This window comes from Enterocloster sp. 210928-DFI.2.20, assembly GCF_020554465.1.
In the GTDB taxonomy this organism is placed as follows: domain Bacteria; phylum Bacillota; class Clostridia; order Lachnospirales; family Lachnospiraceae; genus Enterocloster; species Enterocloster bolteae.
On sequence record NZ_JAJCHK010000001.1, the window covers coordinates 421,096 to 441,207 of the forward strand.

General features: G+C 46.6%; 14 protein-coding genes. 11 read left to right on the forward strand and 3 right to left on the reverse strand.

The features are described 5' to 3' along the window. Positions 1–9 precede the first annotated feature (9 nt). From era to LI015_RS01955, 4 genes are all read left to right on the forward strand, one after another. Complete coding sequence (gene era / locus LI015_RS01940; RefSeq protein WP_002567787.1) at positions 10–921, forward strand: GTPase Era; 912 nt, start codon at positions 10–12, stop codon at positions 919–921. A 117-nt stretch (positions 922–1,038) separates the two neighbouring features. After that, positions 1,039–1,689: a DNA repair protein RecO gene (gene recO / locus LI015_RS01945; RefSeq protein ID WP_227123899.1), complete on the forward strand. Its 651-nt coding sequence runs from the start codon at positions 1,039–1,041 to the stop codon at positions 1,687–1,689. Positions 1,690–1,783: 94 nt separating this feature from the next. Further along, a complete protein-coding gene (locus LI015_RS01950) occupies positions 1,784–2,437 on the forward strand; it encodes a hypothetical protein (RefSeq protein WP_227123900.1) in 654 nt (217 codons plus the stop codon). A gap of 56 nt (positions 2,438–2,493) precedes the next feature. Further along, positions 2,494–3,882, forward strand: a complete 1,389-nt coding sequence (locus LI015_RS01955; protein WP_002571828.1) for a glycine--tRNA ligase — start codon at positions 2,494–2,496, stop codon at positions 3,880–3,882. Positions 3,883–3,993: 111 nt separating this feature from the next. Here the strand turns inward: LI015_RS01955 and LI015_RS01960 are convergent, their stop codons facing one another. After that, positions 3,994–4,947, reverse strand: a complete 954-nt coding sequence (locus LI015_RS01960; RefSeq protein ID WP_227123901.1) for a phosphatidylserine decarboxylase — start codon at positions 4,945–4,947, stop codon at positions 3,994–3,996. Between the two features lie 22 nt (positions 4,948–4,969). Further along, complete coding sequence (locus LI015_RS01965) at positions 4,970–5,599, reverse strand: CDP-alcohol phosphatidyltransferase family protein (protein WP_002567782.1); 630 nt, start codon at positions 5,597–5,599, stop codon at positions 4,970–4,972. Between the two features lie 266 nt (positions 5,600–5,865). On the opposite strand from LI015_RS01965, the gene LI015_RS01970 reads away from it, so the two are divergent. From LI015_RS01970 to ppdK, 3 genes are all read left to right on the forward strand, one after another. Continuing rightward, positions 5,866–7,386 (forward strand): sensor histidine kinase, encoded by a 1,521-nt coding sequence (locus LI015_RS01970; protein WP_002567781.1) that lies wholly within the window; start codon positions 5,866–5,868, stop codon positions 7,384–7,386. After that, positions 7,358–8,047 carry a response regulator transcription factor gene (locus LI015_RS01975; protein ID WP_002567780.1) on the forward strand — a complete coding sequence of 230 codons (690 nt, stop codon included), beginning with the start codon at positions 7,358–7,360 and terminating at the stop codon, positions 8,045–8,047. Before LI015_RS01970 ends, LI015_RS01975 begins: the two co-directional genes overlap by 29 nt. Before the next feature lie 982 nt (positions 8,048–9,029). Beyond that, complete coding sequence (ppdK, locus tag LI015_RS01980; RefSeq protein ID WP_002567779.1) at positions 9,030–11,660, forward strand: pyruvate, phosphate dikinase; 2,631 nt, start codon at positions 9,030–9,032, stop codon at positions 11,658–11,660. 296 nt (positions 11,661–11,956) lie between these two features. On the opposite strand, the gene LI015_RS01985 is transcribed toward ppdK, so the two are convergent. Next, positions 11,957–12,766 (reverse strand): IclR family transcriptional regulator, encoded by an 810-nt coding sequence (locus tag LI015_RS01985; RefSeq protein WP_002567778.1) that lies wholly within the window; start codon positions 12,764–12,766, stop codon positions 11,957–11,959. A 408-nt stretch (positions 12,767–13,174) separates the two neighbouring features. On the opposite strand from LI015_RS01985, the gene LI015_RS01990 reads away from it, so the two are divergent. The 4 genes from LI015_RS01990 (at position 13,175) to LI015_RS02005 (ending at position 20,060) form a co-directional block, all read left to right on the forward strand. Beyond that, complete coding sequence (locus tag LI015_RS01990; RefSeq protein WP_002571831.1) at positions 13,175–15,055, forward strand: thiamine pyrophosphate-dependent enzyme; 1,881 nt, start codon at positions 13,175–13,177, stop codon at positions 15,053–15,055. 99 nt (positions 15,056–15,154) lie between these two features. After that, positions 15,155–16,261: a zinc-dependent alcohol dehydrogenase gene (locus LI015_RS01995; RefSeq protein ID WP_002567776.1), complete on the forward strand. Its 1,107-nt coding sequence runs from the start codon at positions 15,155–15,157 to the stop codon at positions 16,259–16,261. A gap of 12 nt (positions 16,262–16,273) precedes the next feature. Then, positions 16,274–17,155 (forward strand): FAD binding domain-containing protein, encoded by an 882-nt coding sequence (locus LI015_RS02000; RefSeq protein ID WP_195634149.1) that lies wholly within the window; start codon positions 16,274–16,276, stop codon positions 17,153–17,155. Positions 17,156–17,201: 46 nt separating this feature from the next. Then, complete coding sequence (locus LI015_RS02005; protein ID WP_227123904.1) at positions 17,202–20,060, forward strand: molybdopterin-dependent oxidoreductase; 2,859 nt, start codon at positions 17,202–17,204, stop codon at positions 20,058–20,060. Positions 20,061–20,112 lie beyond the last annotated feature (52 nt).

Below are 20,112 nucleotides of genomic sequence, written 5' to 3' on the forward strand. Positions count from 1 at the left end.
GAGAATTAAATGGAAGAGAATATACAGAAGAAATCGGGCTTTGTTACGTTGATTGGACGTCCCAATGTGGGAAAGTCCACTCTGATGAACCACTTGATTGGACAGAAAATTGCAATTACCTCTGATAAGCCCCAGACAACCAGAAACAGGATACAGACCGTGTACACAGATGACAGGGGCCAGATTATCTTCTTAGATACCCCTGGCATCCATAAGGCCAAGAATAAGCTGGGCCAATATATGGTGAACGTGGCTGAGCACACTCTGAAGGAAGTGGATGTGATTCTCTGGCTGGTGGAGCCTGCCACCTTCATCGGCGCAGGCGAGCGCCATATAGCGGAGCAGCTTAAGAATGTAAAAACCCCAATCATTCTGGTAATCAACAAGATTGATACGGTAAAGAACCAGGATGAAATCCTTACCTTTATTGCGGCCTACAAGGATGTCTGCGATTTTGCGGAAATCGTACCTCTCTCTGCATTGAAGGATAAGAATACGGATCTGCTGACTGAGCTGATTTTCAAATACCTGCCTTACGGCCCGCAGTTCTATGATGAGGACACGGTGACGGATCAGCCTATGCGCCAGATTGCTGCTGAGCTTATCCGCGAGAAAGCGCTGCGCCTTCTGGACGACGAGATTCCCCATGGCATTGCGGTGACCATTGAGAAGATGAAGGAGCGCAAGGGCGGCCTGATTGATATTGAGGCCAGTATTGTATGTGAGAGAGAATCTCACAAGGGCATCATTATCGGAAAGGGCGGCAGCATGCTGAAACGCATCGGCATAGAGGCCAGGAAAGAGATTGAAAGCATGATGGACACACAGGTGAACCTGCAGCTGTGGGTTAAGGTAAGAAAGGAATGGCGGGACAGCGAGCTGTATATGAAGAACTACGGCTACAATCAAAAAGAAATTTGAGAAAAAATCTCACACATTAATGTTGATAACTGTTGGTTTTACAACGCTGACGGTGGAAAAACCACAGGGATTTGACAAGGGTCTGATGGAAATGCTGAGAGGAGGAAGAAACTGGAAATGAGAGAGACAGTAACATTAACTGGGATGGTTCTCCTTTCGGCTCCCTCCGGGGATTTTGACCGGCGTCTGGTGCTGCTCACAAGGGAGAGGGGGAAGATTACGGCCTTCTCCCATGGCGCCAGAAAACCGGGCAATCCTCTGATGGCGGCCAGCAGGCCTTTTTGTTTTGGCAATTTTAACCTTTATGAAGGCAGGAATGCCTACAATCTCCAGTCAGCCCAGATTACCAATTATTTTGACGGGCTGTCCACGGACATGGAGGCAGCCTGCTATGGCTCCTATTTTCTGGAAACCGCAGCTTATTTCGCCCAGGAAAATCTGGACGGCACAGAACTGTTAAAGCTCCTGTACCAGTCCCTCAGAGCTCTTTTGCGTCCGGCCCTTCCCAACCGGCTGGTGCGCAGGGTTTTCGAGCTTAAGAGTATGGTAATCAACGGGGAATATACCCAGGACCCTCCGGTTCCGGTCTCTGATTCCTGTCATTATGCCTGGGAGTATGTTATCTGCTCACCGTCGGAATCCCTTTATCAATTTGCGCTGAAGGAAGAAGTGCTGAAGGAATTTGAGTTTGTTGTGGAAAAAAGCAGACGGTATTTTGTGCGCCATGAGTTCCGTTCCCTGGAAATTTTGGAAACCCTGACAGCATAAAATCCGTCATAAGGCTTGAAATTATGGCATTCAGAGGATATAATATGTCCATATGCCCGGTACGGCGGCAAAGAAGTATGAGGAAGGAATATTTATGAAGAAGATTGTGAAGGGGATTCTGCTGCTGGCAGCGGCTGCTGCGGTGGTTACGGGATGCTCCAGGATAGGCATGGGGGGAGCCGAAGCCCCCACTGAGAACAGCGTCTACGTGGCAGGCGACGGCAGTGTCAGGTGGGCTTCGGTGGAGACTTACCAGCAGGGCAGTTATACGGAGGACGAACTAAAGAACTCGGCCGGACAGAAAATCATTGATTTTAACAGCGGACTGGGTAAGGCTGCTTCCTATGAGAATGCGGAAGGCTCTGAGAAACTTCCGGTGGCCATTGTTTCAGCCAGCATGGGGAACGGAACAGCCACATTGGTTACGGAATACGACGCTCCGGGCCGTCTCATTGAATTTGCCCAGGAGATTGGAGATTATAATGTGCCGTTCACCCAACTGGATACAGGCAGGGTGGCAGCCATGTCCGGTGAACTTGCGGAGGTTTCCTTTCAGGATGAGAAGGGGAAGGCGGTGGACCAGGAGACAGCTCTTAAGGACGGACAGAGCATGGTGGTCAAGGCTGCGGGTCAGGGCGTCATTGTGACGGAGAAAAAAATCCAGTTTGTAAGCGAGGGCTGCGTCCTGAAGGATTCCAACCGGGTGCAGACTTCCGGAGAGGGAACCAGTTACATCATATTAAAGTAATTCTTATAATTTAATTTATATTAAATCTATAATTATTAAGAAGAGAGGATGCAGATATGGAAAAGACAATGGAGAAAATCGTGGCATTGGCCAAGAACAGGGGCTTTGTGTATCCAGGTTCTGAGATTTACGGCGGCCTGGCCAATACCTGGGATTATGGCAACCTGGGTGTGGAACTGAAAAATAATGTAAAGAGAGCCTGGTGGCAGAAGTTCATCATGGAGAGCCCCTACAACGTAGGCGTTGACTGTGCTATTTTGATGAATTCCCAGACATGGATTGCCAGCGGACATCTGGGCGGATTCTCTGACCCTCTGATGGACTGTAAGCAGTGTAAAGAGAGATTCCGCGCAGACAAACTGATTGAGGATTATAACGACGCCCATGGAATCCAGATGGAAGGCTCTGTTGACGGCTGGTCACAGGAGCAGATGAAGCAGTACATTGATGACAACAATATCTGCTGTCCAAGCTGCGGCGCCCATGACTTCACGGATATCCGCCAGTTTAACCTGATGTTCAAGACATTCCAGGGTGTAACAGAGGATGCCAAGAGCACGGTTTACCTGCGTCCTGAGACTGCCCAGGGTATTTTCGTTAACTTTAAGAATGTACAGAGAACTTCCAGGAAGAAGGTGCCATTCGGCATCGGCCAGATCGGCAAGTCCTTCCGCAACGAGATTACGCCCGGAAACTTTACATTCCGTACCAGGGAGTTTGAGCAGATGGAGCTGGAATTCTTCTGTAAGCCTGACACAGACCTGGAGTGGTTTGCTTACTGGAAGGAATTCTGCATCAACTGGTTAAGGTCATTAGGAATCAAGGATGATGAGCTGAGGGCCAGGGACCACTCTCCTGAGGAGCTGAGCTTCTACAGCAAGGCTACCACAGACCTGGAGTATCTGTTCCCGTTTGGCTGGGGCGAGCTTTGGGGCATTGCAGACAGGACTGACTATGACTTAAGCCAGCACCAGAAGGTGTCCGGACAGGATATGTCCTACTTTGACGATGAGACAAAGGAGAGATACATTCCTTATGTTATCGAGCCCTCACTGGGAGCTGACCGCGTGACGCTGGCATTCCTGTGCGCTGCTTATGATGAAGAGGAAATCGGGGAAGGCGATGTAAGGACTGTCCTTCACTTCCATCCGGCCATTGCTCCTGTAAAGGTGGGTGTGCTTCCTTTGTCCAAGAAACTGAATGAAGGTGCTGAAAAGATTTACACCGAGCTTTCCAAATATTTCAACTGCGAGTTTGACGACAGGGGCAATATCGGTAAGAGATACAGGAGACAGGATGAAATCGGAACTCCATTCTGTATTACCTATGACTTTGACTCAGAAGAAGACCATGCAGTAACAGTCCGCGACAGGGATACCATGGAGCAGGTAAGGGTTCCGATTGCTGAGCTTAAGGACTACTTTGCTGAGAAGTTTATGTTTTAGAAGATAAAAGGACACTGCATGGAAATGCAGAAGAAAAACCTCCGCGGTTCCGGGAAGGAACTGCGGAGGTTTTGTGCTGGGAACATTTAAATTGGGATCATTTAATTGGGATCATTTAATTGAGTTCATTTCGTTTGGATTCATTTCGTTTGGATTCATTTCATTTGGATTCATTTCATTTGCTGTCATTGCCTGGCCGATGGCTTCACCCATCCGTACCCTGGTTTCCACATCCAGGGCAGTGTTGCGCATGATATCTCTGTCAATGGCAACGGTGCCGGGCTGGAAGAGCAGCAGGATGGAGGAGCCGCCAAAGGCAAAGTAGCCCTTTTCCTGACCGCGGAACACATCAATGCTGGTATAAGCTTTGTGGTGATTTACAATTTTCCCCACCATAAGAGCCCCTATCTCCATCATCAGCACTGTGCCGAAGGTACCGGTGCGCAGCAGGGAATACTCCCTGGAGTTTTCTTTGTAGACAGGACGGCGGCTGGCGGCTGCCGGATTGACTGTGTGGAGCACGCCGGGAATCCTGCGGTAAGAGGAGCGCCGTCCGCGGTCCACATAGGCATAGCGGTGGTAATCTGATACAGTGAGCCTTAAGAGAAGGGCGGTGCCGCCGGCGTAGCGGGCAGCCAGGCCGGAGTCCCTTAAAAGCTGCTCCAGCGTATATTGGGTGTGCTTGATGGTGATACGCATGTTATTGTGGATGGGATAAACGCTTGCAAACCCGTCGCAGGGGCTGCACAATATATGGTCCCTGGCGTCGAAAGGCCTTGCCTCCGGCAGCATTCTGCGGGTAAAGAAGGCATTAAATGAGCGGTACCTTCCGCCGGCCGGTGTTTCGCAGTCCTCGGCGCAGATACCGGCAGACTTCATAAAGCCGGGAATGATGGGCGCTGACAGTGGCGAGTCCAGAAAAACGCCGCAGATTTTGGAAAAAGCCGGATGGACCAGCGGTTTTATGAGCATACGTCCCAGAAAGCTGGCATATAGATTCTCCAGGAAACGGTCCTGGAGGGTGCTGCCGCCCAGGGAACGGCCGGTTCTGTCTGCATATTGCATGGAATCACACCTTTCTTTATTATCAGAAGAAATATATCTTAATCAGTGCACAGGATACAATGGCGACCAGAAGGGTCAGCATTTTCCAGCCGGGTTTGCGCAGCGGGAAATTAATGATGAACAGCAGACCCACGGTGAGGATGCAGATGTGAAGCTCTGACAGGAATCTGTGGCCCAGCAGAGGGCGCAGGGTGCAGAACAGAGGCAGAATAATGGCTATGGAGGTGATGGGAAGTCCCTGGTAGTACTTGCGGGCTTCATCTGTCTCATCCTGCCGTTTTTCTTCCATGACATTAAAAAATGCCAGGCGGATGACACCTGCAATCAGATAGAATACCAGTATGGAGATGCCTGCCGGTCCCCGCATACCGATGGAATAGCACAGTATCATGGGAAAAGCCCCGAAACAGACCACATCACAGAGAGAATCAATCTGGATTCCGAAGCGCTTTTCATCTTCCGTGCGGTCTTTTTTCAGACGGGCCACCTTGCCGTCAAACATGTCGCACAGACCGGAGAACGCAAGACAGAACAAAGCGTATTTTGCAAACCCCTGGAAGGTGAGAATCATGCCCATGGCTGCGGAAGCCAGTCCCAAATATGTCAATACAACCGTGTAGCTGTAAAATCCTATCATAAAATACAACCCCAATCATTCGTCCTTTTGGTCCTTGCTTTATAAGGACAATATTATCATTATATCAGAAATCCGGGAGGAAACAAGGAAAAACAGGACTTTTGTTCATAAAATTTAGAAACCTTTTATAAACGAAAATTAGTTATTGTGATATACTAGCAATAACGGATGACAGACTGTCTTTGTTTTCGGACGGAAGCGAGTACTGCATTGTATAGGAAGCTTATACGATGCAGTACTCATAATGTCAGACCGTATCATGACAAAGGAGGATGGGGCTTATGAAACTGAGGACCCGTCTTGCGGTGGCGTTTTTAACCATAACCATTGTTCCCATGCTGCTGTTTTATCTGCTGGTTCTTGCACTCAGCAATTATCAGACCAGGTCCTTCACCAAGGAGTACGGACTTACGGAGCAGGTGGATCTGTTCTCAGGCAATTCCATGCAGATATTTAACCGTATTACCAAGCGCTCCCAGGAGGACATCAGGAATACACTGGACAACGATCCGGGGCTCTACAACGATTTATCATATCTGGATAAGGTCAACGCTGAACTGAAAAGCCATTATGCATATCTGATTGTGCGAAAAGGCGATACCATTCTGTACTGCGGTGACAGCAATAAAGCCGCAGGGGAGGCCATATGCGCCCAGCTGCCCAGGTTTGATATGATGAAGGGAGACTTACAGGGCGGCATTTATCTGGACGGCGAGAGCCAGCACCTGATCAAGCAGATGGATTTCACCTTTCCGGACGGCCAGGAAGGAAGCGCTTTTATTATTTCCAATGTGGATGACCTGATACCGGAAGTAAAATCCATGATAAGGGAGATGCTGATACTGGGTGTCACTATTCTGGTGTTTGCGGGCATTGTGCTGACATACTGGGTATACCGTTCCATTCTCAGCCCGCTGAACAAGCTTCAGGAGGCCACGAAGAAGATTCGCGACGGAAACCTGGAATTCACACTGGATGTGGACGCGGATGATGAGATAGGCCAGCTGTGCCAGGATTTTGAGGAAATGCGTATCCGGCTTAAGGAGAACGCGGAGGACAAGATACAGTATGACAAGGATAATAAGGAACTGATCAGCAATATTTCCCACGATTTGAAAACACCGATTACGGCTATCAAGGGATACGTGGAAGGCATACTGGACGGTGTGGCGTCTTCGCCGGAAAAGCTGGACAAATACATCCGTACCATATACAATAAGTCTAATGATATGGACAGGCTGATTGACGAGCTGACCTTTTATTCCAAAATTGATACAAATAAGATTCCCTATACCTTCAGCAAGATCAACGTGGCCCAGTATTTCCGGGACTGCGTGGAGGAGGTTGGCCTGGATATGGAAGCCAGGGGGATTGAGCTGGGATATTTCAATTATGTGGATGAAGACGTGGTCATCATTGCCGATGCAGAGCAGATGAAGCGTGTCATCAATAATATCATCAGTAATTCCGTAAAATATCTGGATAAGAAAAAGGGCATTATCAATATTAGGATAAAGGACGTAGGCGATTTTATCCAGGTTGAAATAGAAGATAATGGAAAAGGCATAGCAGCAAAGGACCTGCCCAATATTTTTGACCGGTTCTACCGCACGGATTCCTCCCGCAATTCAGCCCAGGGAGGAAGCGGTATAGGTTTATCCATCGTGCGCAAGATTGTGGAGGACCACGGGGGACGTATATGGGCCACCAGCAAGGAAGGAATCGGAACAGAGATACATTTTGTTCTAAGAAAATATCAGGAGGTTTTACAGGATGAGCAAGATTCTAATCGTGGAAGATGAGGAGAGCATAGCAGAGTTAGAGAAGGATTATCTGGAGCTGTCCGGCTTTGAGGTAGAGATTGAAAATGATGGAAGTTCCGGTCTGGATAAGGCGCTGAAGGAAGACTATGATCTTTTGATTCTGGATCTGATGCTGCCCGGTACAGATGGATTTGAGATATGTAAGAGAGTACGGGAAGTAAAGAACACGCCCATCATTATGGTTTCGGCCAAAAAAGAGGATATTGACAAAATCCGCGGTCTGGGACTGGGAGCAGACGATTATATCACCAAGCCATTCAGCCCAAGCGAGATGGTGGCCAGGGTGAAGGCGCACATGGCCAGGTATGAGCGCCTTATTGGCAGCGGGCAGCCGGCCAATGAGCTGATTGAAATCCGCGGCCTGAAAATAGATAAGACAGCCCGGCGCGTGTGGGTCAACGGGGAGGAGAAAACCTTTACCACAAAGGAATTTGACCTTCTGACCTTCCTTGCCCAGAACCCGAACCATGTGTTTACCAAAGAGGAGCTGTTCAGCAAGATATGGGATATGGAGTCCATTGGGGACATTGCCACTGTAACGGTGCATATTAAGAAGATTCGCGAGAAGATAGAGTTTAACACGGCCAAACCGCAGTATATTGAGACGATATGGGGGGTTGGGTACCGGTTTAAGGTGTGATATTGACATAACACTAAATTTAGTGTAATATAAAGATAGCTAAGAAAGTAGCTAAGACCATGTGGACACAAAGCGAAATCCCGTGTATGCCAGTACACGGGATTTCATTTTAGGTTAGCTGTCTTTATGTTTTCTGTCTAACCATTTGCATATGTAGTAGCCAGCTACACTTGCCATGACAGAAAATATGAAAGTAGTTAAGAGTTCCATGCAGACACCTCCTTCCTGCTGGAAAGAGTCGACAGCATATTCATTATATCTTATACAGATGGAGATGTCTATGGAACAAGAAGGATGATAACATTACTTTTCCTCATGGTAGTATGAAACTCCTGTACTACCACAAATACTACCGAAAGCAACACGGCTAGAAAAAAGTGAGAGGGAAAGAAAAGGTAAGATGTGGAAAGTTCCTAGAGATAACAAGGGATAAAGAGGTATAAAACTTTAGGCACGGTTAAACCAGGGACAGCTTATGTGCTACCGGTTTAAGGTATAACATTAACATGACACTTGATTTGGTGTAAAATAATCTTAGCCAGGAAGTTAAGTATGTCCATTTGGACACAAAGCAAAATCCCGTGTATGCCAGTACACGGGATTTTGCTTTGGCTATATGGTTTCGGTCCATCCATTTGCTCCCGAATATTGGAAGAGCTTACATAATTGAGACGGAAATGAACCGGGCTGGGCTTTTGACGGATTCAGGGTTATTCGCAAAGTTATGTACATACAACACCGAAAGTTCGCATATACGATTGAACAACGCATATGTGAAAATGACAGAAAATGAAAGTGCTTACAGCGATTTTACCTTAAAATTTAACAAATTTTCACGGAAAAACTCTTTACTCGCGAAATCTTTGTGATATAATGAACGAGGTGGACGGACAAGACATATATATTTGTTCCGTTCAGAAATGAAAGGCATAAAACAGAGCGTAGAATGCCAGTCTACAAGAACATGAGGAGGAATTAACTTATGGCAAAATGGGTTTATAAGTTCCACGAAGGCAGTGCGGCAATGAGAAACCTTCTTGGCGGCAAGGGCTGCAACTTAGCAGAAATGACAAACCTGGGAATGCCCATTCCACAGGGATTTACTGTTACAACAGAGGCTTGTACCGAATATTATAACTGTGGCAAGCAGATTTCACAGGAAATTCAGGACCAGATTTTTGAGGCAATTACCTGGCTGGAAGGTATCAATGGCAAGAAGTTCGGCGATACAGAGGATCCGTTACTGGTTTCCGTACGTTCCGGCGCACGGGCGTCCATGCCTGGTATGATGGATACAATCCTGAACCTGGGATTAAACGACGTTGCAGTTGAGGGATTTGCAAAGAAAACCGGCAACCCAAGATTTGCTTACGATTCCTACCGCAGATTCATCCAGATGTATTCTGACGTTGTTATGGAAGTTCCAAAGTCCTACTTCGAGAAAATCATCGACGAGATGAAAGAAGCAAAGGGCGTACATTTTGATACAGATCTGACTGCTGATGATTTGAAAGAGCTGGCAGCAAAATTCAAGGCTGTTTACAAAGAAGCTATGAACGGCGAGGATTTCCCGCAGGATCCTACCGAGCAGCTGATGGGCGCTGTTAAGGCTGTGTTCCGTTCCTGGGACAACCCACGTGCCATCGTATACCGCCGTATGAACGATATCCCCGGCGACTGGGGTACTGCTGTTAATGTTCAGACCATGGTATTCGGAAATAAGGGCGAGACCTCCGGTACAGGTGTTGCGTTTACACGTAACCCATCCACCGGCGCAAAGGGAATTTACGGCGAGTACCTGATTAATGCACAGGGTGAAGACGTGGTTGCAGGTGTACGTACACCACAGCCAATCTCCAAGCTGGCAGAGGACCTTCCGGAGTGCTATAAGGAATTTATGGATCTGGCTATGAAGCTGGAGAACCATTTCCGGGATATGCAGGATATGGAGTTTACCATTGAGGAAGGCAAGCTGTACTTCTTACAGACACGTAACGGCAAGAGGACTGCTCCGGCAGCCATCCAGATTGCCTGCGATTTAGTAGATGAGGGCATGATTACACCAGAAGAGGCTGTATGCAGAATCGAGGCTAAGTCTTTAGACCAGCTGCTGCATCCAACCTTTGTACCGGAAGCACTGAAGGCCGGCGAAGTAATCGGAAGCGCGCTTCCTGCATCTCCTGGCGCTGCAGCTGGTAAGGTATACTTTACAGCTGACGAGGCTAAGGATGCCGGCAAGGGCGGCAGAGGCGAGAGAGTTATCCTGGTTCGTCTGGAGACATCCCCAGAGGATATTGAGGGTATGCACGCTGCGCAGGGTATCCTGACTGTCCGCGGCGGTATGACCAGCCATGCAGCAGTTGTTGCACGCGGCATGGGTACCTGCTGTGTATCCGGCTGCGGCGAGATTAAGATTGACGAAGAAGCTAAGGTATTTGAACTTGGCGGACATACATTCCATGAGGGAGATTACATTTCCCTGGATGGTTCTACAGGAAAGATCTACAAGGGTGACATCGCTACACAGGAAGCTACTGTAAGCGGTAACTTTGAGCGCATCATGGAGTGGGCTGACCAGTTCAGGACCCTGCGTGTACGCACCAACGCTGATACCCCTGCCGACACCCTGAACGCAGTTAAGCTGGGTGCTGAGGGCATCGGTCTCTGCCGTACAGAGCATATGTTCTTTGACGCAGAGAGAATTCCGAAGATTCGTAAGATGATTCTGTCCGAGACAGTTGCGCAGAGAGAAGAAGCATTAAACGAGCTGATTCCATTCCAGAAGGGCGACTTCAAGGCCATGTACAAGGCTCTGGAGGGAAGACCTATGACCGTTCGTTACCTGGATCCGCCTCTGCATGAGTTTGTTCCTACCGATCCGGATGACATCAAGGCACTGGCTGATGATATGGGAATGACGGTTGAGGATGTTAAAGCCAAGTGTGCAGAACTTCATGAGTTCAACCCAATGATGGGCCACCGCGGATGCCGTCTGGCTGTTACCTATCCGGAGATTGCCAAGATGCAGACAAGGGCTGTCATGGAAGCTGCAATCGAGATTAAGGAAGAGTGCGGATATGACATTGTTCCTGAGATTATGATTCCATTGGTTGGCGAGAAGAAAGAGCTTAAGTACGTTAAGGACGTAGTGGTTGAGATTGCTGAACTGGTTAAGAAGGAGAAGAACTCCGATATCCAGTACCACATCGGTACCATGATTGAGATTCCGAGGGCAGCCCTGACTGCTGACAAGGTTGCAGAAGAGGCAGACTTCTTCTCATTCGGAACCAATGACCTTACACAGATGACCTTCGGCTTCTCACGTGACGATGCCGGCAAGTTCCTGGATTCCTACTACAAGGCTAAGATTTACGAGTCTGACCCATTTGCAAGGCTGGATCAGGAAGGCGTTGGACAGCTGGTTAAGATGGCTGTTGAGAAGGGACGCTCCACAAAGGCAGACCTTAAGTGCGGTATCTGCGGCGAGCACGGCGGCGATCCTTCATCCGTAGAGTTCTGCCATAAGATTGGACTGAACTATGTATCCTGCTCACCATTCCGTGTTCCGATTGCACGTCTGGCAGCAGCACAGGCGGCGTTGAACAATAAGTAACATCGTGGTTTACGCTAAAACTATTAAGTGATTTTGTAATCAGTGCTTGATATAATATAAACAGGCAAAAGAGATTATATTTATTTGAAGCACAAAGGGAAACCCTCAGGACTGCAATTCCTGAGGGTTTCATTTGAGTTAGTTGTCGTCCTTATTTCTGTCTAACCCCTGCATATGTAACGGGCAATTACATTTACCATGACAGAAACAATAAAGGGGATAAAAACAGTTGATAAATGCGGCATACCATGGATGGCGGACTCTTCGGAGCCCGCTTTTCTGTACTCTCAGCCGTTTTATTCTTCCCGGCCGCTATCTCCATACGGAACGGGTGGTTGAACTTCCGGGCGTTGTCTGCCGCATTTATAACCCAGCGCAGAACTGATTTGGCTGCTGGCAGACAGCAGTGCTGAGAGATACCGGTCCATGGCAGCTGGTTTTATATTGTTGGTTGTTCCTGAGACGCCCAGACTGTAATTTACTTCGCCGCGATAATCATAAATAGGGGCGGCGATACATCTGACGCCTAAAGCTATCTCTTCGTCGTCCACTGCATAGCCCTGGCTGCGTATGATTGCCAGCTGTTCCATCAGAATGTCCATGTCTGTAATTGTTTTCGGAGTATAAGCTGTCAGGGGGTAGTCCTTTAACAAACGCACAGCAGCGAAAGGGGCGCGGAAAGCAAGGATGCATTTTCCGACAGAGGAACTATGCAGCGGCTCCGCCATGCCGACAGTAGCGGACAGGTTATATACCTTATTTGACTGGACTTGATCTACTACATAGGCTGCATCGTTATTGAAGGCACATAAATGTACACTTTCATCCAGTTCATCATAAAGTTTTGTCAAAAAGGGACGGGCAATTGTTATGATATTAATATTACGTTTTACGCCTTCTCCCAAATATAAGATTTTAAAGCCCAGGCCATACTTTTTTGTTGCAGGATCTGCCTGCACCATATCATGTTTTTTCAGAGTCTCCATTAACCGGGAGACAGTGCTTTTATTTACACCTAATTCTTCCGCAATTTCTGTAACGCTTGCCGTGTTTTTCTGTTCAAGAATTGACAGAATTGTCATTGCTCGATCAAGAGATTGTATCATTTTATCGCTCCTATAAGAATCCTTGCCGGTATCAATTCCGGCATCAATATTTTTTATGTTATCTACCGATTTCCCCAACAGTTTTGGATCGAATCCCCCACCCCATATGGATTTCTCTCATTATAACATATATCTTACATTAACACTACTTTGGCAAATATGACTATAAATACCTTATTTATTTGTTGAAAAAAGACAAAATTACCCATGGTTGCATAATGCGCAATCGAGTTCCCGATTGTGTATTGTAACATATTCTCGTTATGATATAATCAAATCCAAGAAAGCGGTAATTTTAACCGAACTGATTACCAGAAGGAGGAAGTAAGTTTAAATGGAAGCAAATGTCTAGAAAGAGGCGGGGAAGATGGAAGCACATGAAATTAAGAAGGATATAGAGGAATAATTATGAATGAAATGATGGAACAGAGAAGAAAACGTGCGAAAGAGATTAAAACACACGGCACAATTCGTAAAGCTGTGGAAGCGGGCAGCCTGGAACAATTTCAGGACATCAGCCTCAGCGAGGCAGTTGTGTTAGGGTTAATAAATCAGGGTGTGAAGACCTTTGTGGGTATTTTCGGTCATGGAATGACTGATGTCGGTGAAGTGCTGCGTATATATGAAGAAGAAAGTGCTGTTAAGACGGTTAATGTCCGGAACGAAGTAGAAGCTTCCCATGTGGCGGCAATGCTCAGATGGAAATATAATGAGGTTCCGGCGGTTTTTACTTCCATTGGACCGGGTGCCTTACAGGCCGCTGCCGGATCGCTGGTTCCGTTGGCCAATGGCCTTGGCGTCTATTATTTGATGGGTGATGAAACCAGCCACAGTGAAGGGCCTAACATGCAGCAAATCCCCAAAAGAGAGCAGGAACTGTTTCTGCGGCTCCTGTCAACATTTGGGCCTGCATATTCGCTGCATACGCCGGAAGCAGTGTTTACAGCGTTGAAAAGAGGAGATGCGGCAGTCCATGGTAGAGCAAAACGTACACCATTTTACATGCTTCTTCCCATGAATATCCAGCCCAAATTAATGGAAAGCTGCAATCTGCTTGAGTTTACTGAAAAATCAGAGGAGTCAAAAGTTATAAGCACAGATATGAGCGTTTTCAACGCCGCACTGGAGGCTATCCTCGATTCGTCCAGGATTACAGTCAAAGTTGGAGGCGGAGCAGCAGATGTCACGGCCGAAGTACTGGAGGAATTTTTAGAACTGACAGATGCTGTATATGTACACGGACCGCAGGTACCGGGCTTATATCCATATTCAAAAAAGCGCAATATGAGTGTTGGCGGTTCCAAGGGTTCAATATGCGGAAATTACGCTATGAACGAATGTGATTTAATGATTGCCATTGGAGCAAGAGGCGTTTGTCAATGGGACAGTTCAGGAACCTCGTTTCGTAAGGCTAAGAAAATTATAAATATCAATTGCGATTACGATGACCTGGCCCAATATAATAATTCTGTGCGCATACAGGGTGATGCAGAAGAAGTACTCTTAAAAATAATTGAGCTGCTGAAAAAAACTGAAAATAAAACATCTGACCCTGAGTGGCTGAAAGAATGTACGGATAAGAGAATGGAGTGGGAGACCTATAAGCAGCTAAGATATGACAATCCTGTCTTGGTGGATGAAAAGAGGGGAGAGTCCATTCTGACAGAGCCAGCAGCCATCAAAAAGGCAGTGGACTTTGCGGATATGCATGGCTGCGTAAAAATATTTGACGCGGGGGATGTTCAGGCAAACGGGTTCCAGATTGTAACAGATGAAAAACCGGGACAAACAATAACAGACACAGGCTCATCCTATATGGGATTTGCAGTATCCTCCATGCTTGCTTTTGCACTGGCAGGAGGAAAAGATTACCCTGTGGCCTTTACCGGTGACGGAAGCTTTATGATGAATCCCCAGATATTAATTGACGGGGTTCAGCATGGACTCAGAGGCATGATTGTTTTGTTTGATAACCGGCGTATGGGGGCTATTACCAGTCTGCAGCACTCTCAATATGACGTAGAGTATAAAACCGATGATTCAGTTATAGTAGATTACGTTCAAATGGCAGAAGCAGTCAAAGGGGTGAAGGGATTCTATGGCGGAGCTACGGCCGAGGAACTTGAAAAAGCATTAAGCCAGGCATATGAGTATGATGGTCTGTCCCTGGTGCATGTCCCCGTATATTACGGCAGAGACGAGCTGTCCGGCCTTGGTTCTTTTGGGGACTGGAATGTTGGAAATTGGTGTGAAAGGGTCCAGAAACTGAAACACACGATTGGCTTTTAGGCCTTTTAAGAGCACTGCATTATCTGAGGAAACGGTCATGTGTTGTTGTGAAAACGGATGACTTAAAAAAATGTACAATAAAAAAGGAGGAAATATTCTATGAATTATGAAATTCCAGAAACAATGAAAGCATGGGTCTTGGGAGATCCTGGAGTACTTACGTTGGAAGAGAAACCGGTTCCGCGGCCTAAAAAGTCAGAGGTACTTGTAAAAATTGATGCGGTGGCTATTTGCGCCACTGATTTGGAAATCATTGAAAACGGACCACCCGCTATGATTCAAGGCGGTCTGCCTTTTAATAAGGGCTTTACGCCCGGACATGAGTATATGGGAACCGTTGTTAAGCTGGGAGATGGTGTTGATGAGTATAAAGTTGGCGACAGAGTGGCAGTGGAAATCCATGCCGGCTGTTCCAGCTGTGAGCGCTGCCGCGAGGGCATGTATACTTCGTGCCTGAATTATGGCAAAAACTACGAAGGCAACGATAAAGGCCACAGAGCCAATGGTTTTACAACGGACGGAGGCTTTGCGGAATACGCTATCAACAATGTAAATACGTTGTGCCATGTGGGCGACAATGTTACTGATGAAGAGGCAACCCTGATTGTGACGGCCGGAACTGCAATGTATGGTTTAGATACCCTTGGCGGTTTGATTGCAGGTCAGTCGGTGGTTGTAACCGGACCAGGCCCCATTGGTCTGATGGCGGTTGCGGTCGCTAAGGCTTTGGGCGCCAATCCGGTAATTTTGACCGGTACAAGAGATAACAGACTTGAGCTTGGTAAAAAACTGGGGGCAGATTACACTGTAAATGTCAGAAACCAGGATGTTGTCAAGGCGGTTAAAGAAATTACAAATGGTGAAGGTGTTCACTATGTAATGGAATGCTCCGGCGCCCCAAATGCTGTCAATGAAGCAGCCAATATGGTCAAAAGGGGCGGAAGAATCTGTCTGGCCGCTTTTCCGTCAAAGCCTGTTGAGGTTGATGTGGCAGCTTTGGTCCGCAATAACATTTCTCTCTTTGGCATCAGAGGCGAAGGCAGAAGCGCTGTTCACAGAGCGGCTTCCCTGATTAGCGAAAAGCGCTTTGACGCCTCCTTGATTCATACTCATACATTTGGCTTTGGGGATCTGCTTACAGCCCTGAAATATTCAAAAGAAAGAATAGACGACGCAATCAAAGTAGTTGTGAAGATTCCGGGCTAGGAGAGTAATTGTATGCTTCAATACAAAAAATATTATATGCCGAAATCAAAGGAAGAACTTTTCCGTTTGATGGAACATAATGCTCATTCCTTTGATATTATTTCCGGAGGAACCGATCTGCTTGCAGAAGAAAGGACTCCTTTTAACGGTCAGGACTCTGCAATTGATATCAGCAGCATTGAAGATTTTTCCATAATTGAATCTAAATGCGGGTTTATAACAATTGGGGCAAATACCAGAATACAACAGTTTTTAGAAGAACCGGAATTAATTGACACTGTGCCTGTTTTGAGGCATGCAGCCAGTTACTTTGCAGATCAGCAGATACGGGAGATTGCAACAGTTGGAGGCAACCTGGCAAACGCATCTCCCTGCGCTGATTTGATACCGCCTTTATTGGCCATGGATGCAACGGTTCATACGATTAGGCAAAACGATAACGATATTTGCATGAGTGATGTACCGCTATCTGATTTTATTAAAGGGGTTGGCAAAACTTCGTTGTCGGAAGGAGAGGTTATCCAGTCAGTTACATGCCCCATATTGAAAGATTACGGGTGTGCCTTTAAAAAAGTCGGGCTTAGACGTTCTTTGTGTATTTCAACCGTGAACTCTGCCTTTTTAGTAAAGGCCGATGAAACGAATCAATATTTTAAGGATGTCAGAATTGCGTTTGGAGGAATCGGACCGGCTCCTGTAAGATTAAATGAAATCGAGGACAATTTGAAGGGAAACCGTATTTCAAAGGATATGATTCTGAAGATGGCCGAATGTATTCCCGGAGATATTGTTAAGTCCAGAAGCAGAAGAGAGTATAGAAAGACAGTCATCAGAAACTTTTTGCTGGCCGGTCTTTATGAATCACTTGCAGAAATTAATATTGTACCGTGTTGACCAAATGCCGAAGACGCAAAAATGCATCTTAAAAGAGTGGAAAATTATGAATGCAGAACTTGTAAAGATAGAATTAAAAGTAAATGGCAAAAAAGTTTGTAAATATGTTGCTCCGTCAATGAGACTTGCGGATTTTTTGAGAGAAGAGCTTCATTTGATTGGAACAAAAAAGGGCTGCAATGCAGGAGAGTGCGGAACTTGTTCTGTTTTGATTAACGGCGTACTGAAAAAGAGCTGTATGATACCGGTTATCAAAGCCAATCACTGTGAGATTCTGACCATAGAAGGCATTGGAACTGACGGGTTGAGTATTATACAAAGATGTTTCATAAAAGCCGGGGCTGTTCAATGCGGTTATTGTACTCCGGGTATGATTATGGCAGCGACAACCATATTAAAAGAAAACAGGCATCCTGATAAAGTCGAAATTAGAAGACGTCTCGGCGGAAATATATGCAGATGCACAGGCTACGTCAAAATAGTTGAAGCCATAGAATTGGCACGGGATATCCTGAATCATGACCAAAGCGCTGATTGTCTGGATTCCATTGTTCCGGATACAGGCAAAATCATCGGTTCACGGATAGAGAGAGTGGACGCCAAGGGGAAGGCTGCGGGCGCACTGGAATATGCGGCCGACATGACGATGCCCAGAATGCTTCATGTCCACCTTGTCAGAAGCCGGGAGGTTCATGCTGAGATACTGAAGATTGATTATGAAAAGGCACTTACGATGCCGGGGGTTGAAACGGTTATTACCAGTAAAGATGTGCCGGGCGAAGATGGGTTTGGTGTCTACTATCATGATCAGCCCGTTCTGGCAAAGGGTAAAATCCGCTTTTATGGAGAACCGGTTGCAGCTATTGTAGCTGAAACGTTAGAAGAGGCGGAAGAAGCTGAAAAATTAATTGAGATTACATACAGGAAGCTTCCTGTTGTCTCTGGTATTGCCGATGCAATTGGCTGTAAATCAGTGGTTCATGATGATTACCCGGACAACGTGGTTTCTTTCACATCTGTTATAAAAGGCGATGTTGAAAACGGTTTTAGAAACAGCGATATTATTGTTGAACAGGATTATTCTACACAATGTGTGGATCATGCCTATCTTGAAACGGAAGCAGGTCTTGCGTATTGCGATCCTGACGGAGTATTGGTGGTAAAATCATGTGATCAGGATATCACTCATCACCGCATGCTTTTGGCGAAAATTCTTGACATGCCCATCAATAAAATCAGGGTTATCATGACGCCTGTGGGCGGCGGCTTTGGCGGCAAGGAGGATATGATTTATCAGGGTATTTTAGCCATTGCCGCGCTTAAAACAAAACGGCCTGTAAAGCTGGTCTTTTCCAGAAATGATTCCATGATTGGAAGCTGTAAACGTCATCCTGTTTTAATTCACCATAAAATCGGATTGAGGAAAGACGGCAAAATACAAGCAGTTGAAATAGATTTAAAATCAGATGGGGGAGCCTATTGTTTTTCCACAAAAGGAACAGTGGCTAAATCAGCCATATTGGGAGCGGGACCTTACGAAATAGAGAACGTCAGGGTTATCTCAAAAGGTTACTATACAAACAATACGCCTTCCGGGGCAATGAGAACGTTCGGAATCTTACAGCCGACCTTTGCAATCGAATCAACGATGGATATCTGCTCTGAACGTTTGGGAATTGATCCAATTGAACTGCGTTTAATAAACGGAGTAAGGGACGGAGCTGTTACCCATACCGGGCAGGTACTGGGGAGTGTGAGCTATTGTGAAACACTGAACCAATGTGCACGGATGGCCGCATGGGAACCGGGGCCGTCTAATGTAAGAGGCCGGGTGAGAAAAGATGTAAAGGGCAGCCAGACTGTACAGCCTTACATACCAGGCAGTGAGTTCAAGGCACCTGCTGCTGTTGAACTTTGTAAAGCAAGATTTAAATACGGGCGCGGTGTCGGAACCGGGTGGTACGGAATAGGACGCTGCGCAACGGTTGATAAGGCCGGAGCATTTGTCGAAATTGACGACGGCGGCACTGCTATGATATTAACCGGTGTTACTGAGATTGGCGAAGGTATTCTGACCGTTTTAACACAGATTGCGGCGGATGAACTTGGAATGTATCCGGAAGATATTACCATCGGGGATAACGATACAGCAAGATCTCCTGAAGCCGCCCATGCCGGTGCCAGCAGACAGTCGTATATGATTGGCAATGCGGTATTAAATGCATGCAGGGATGTAAAAGGGAAATTTATAAGGGAAATTGCAGCCTACTGGAATGTTGATTCTTCCTCAATCTGTATGAGGAACAGAAGAATTTTTGTGCAGGGCCACTCCCGTTATGATCTTTCTCTTAAAGAGGCCGTTGATATTTGTAAAAAGGTTAGGGGCTATGTTCCTTTGGGTTCAGGCACATATACAGCTCATCATGAAGCCTTGGAGCCGGTGAGCGGAGAAGGCAATCCCTGGCAGGCGTATGTGTTTGGAAGCCAGATTGCGGAGGTTGCCGTTGATACGTTTACAGGAGAGGTTCATGTTCTTGGCATCTGGGCTTCCCATGATGTTGGAAGAGCAATCAATCCTCAGGGGATTGAAGGGCAGATCGAAGGTGGCGCTGTTCAGAGCATAGGACAGGCTATTATGGAAAATTTTGTATTATCTGAAGGTGTGCCAGTAAACAGGAACTTTGCAAAATATATTCTGCCTACCAGCGTGGATGTGCCGATGTTTTGCACCAGTCTGGTTGAAAACAGGGATCCTTTTAGTCCCCTTGGCGCAAAGGGAATTGGAGAGCCGGCTCCTCTGCCCACAATACCGGCAATTGTGAATGCCATTTATGATGCCGTGGGGGTACGGGTCACTTCACTTCCGGCTACACCGGAAAAGATCTTAAATGAAATGTCTGAATAATCATCTTCGTTTCTCACCGCGCAGTCAGATTATCAGATAAAATGGAGAAAAT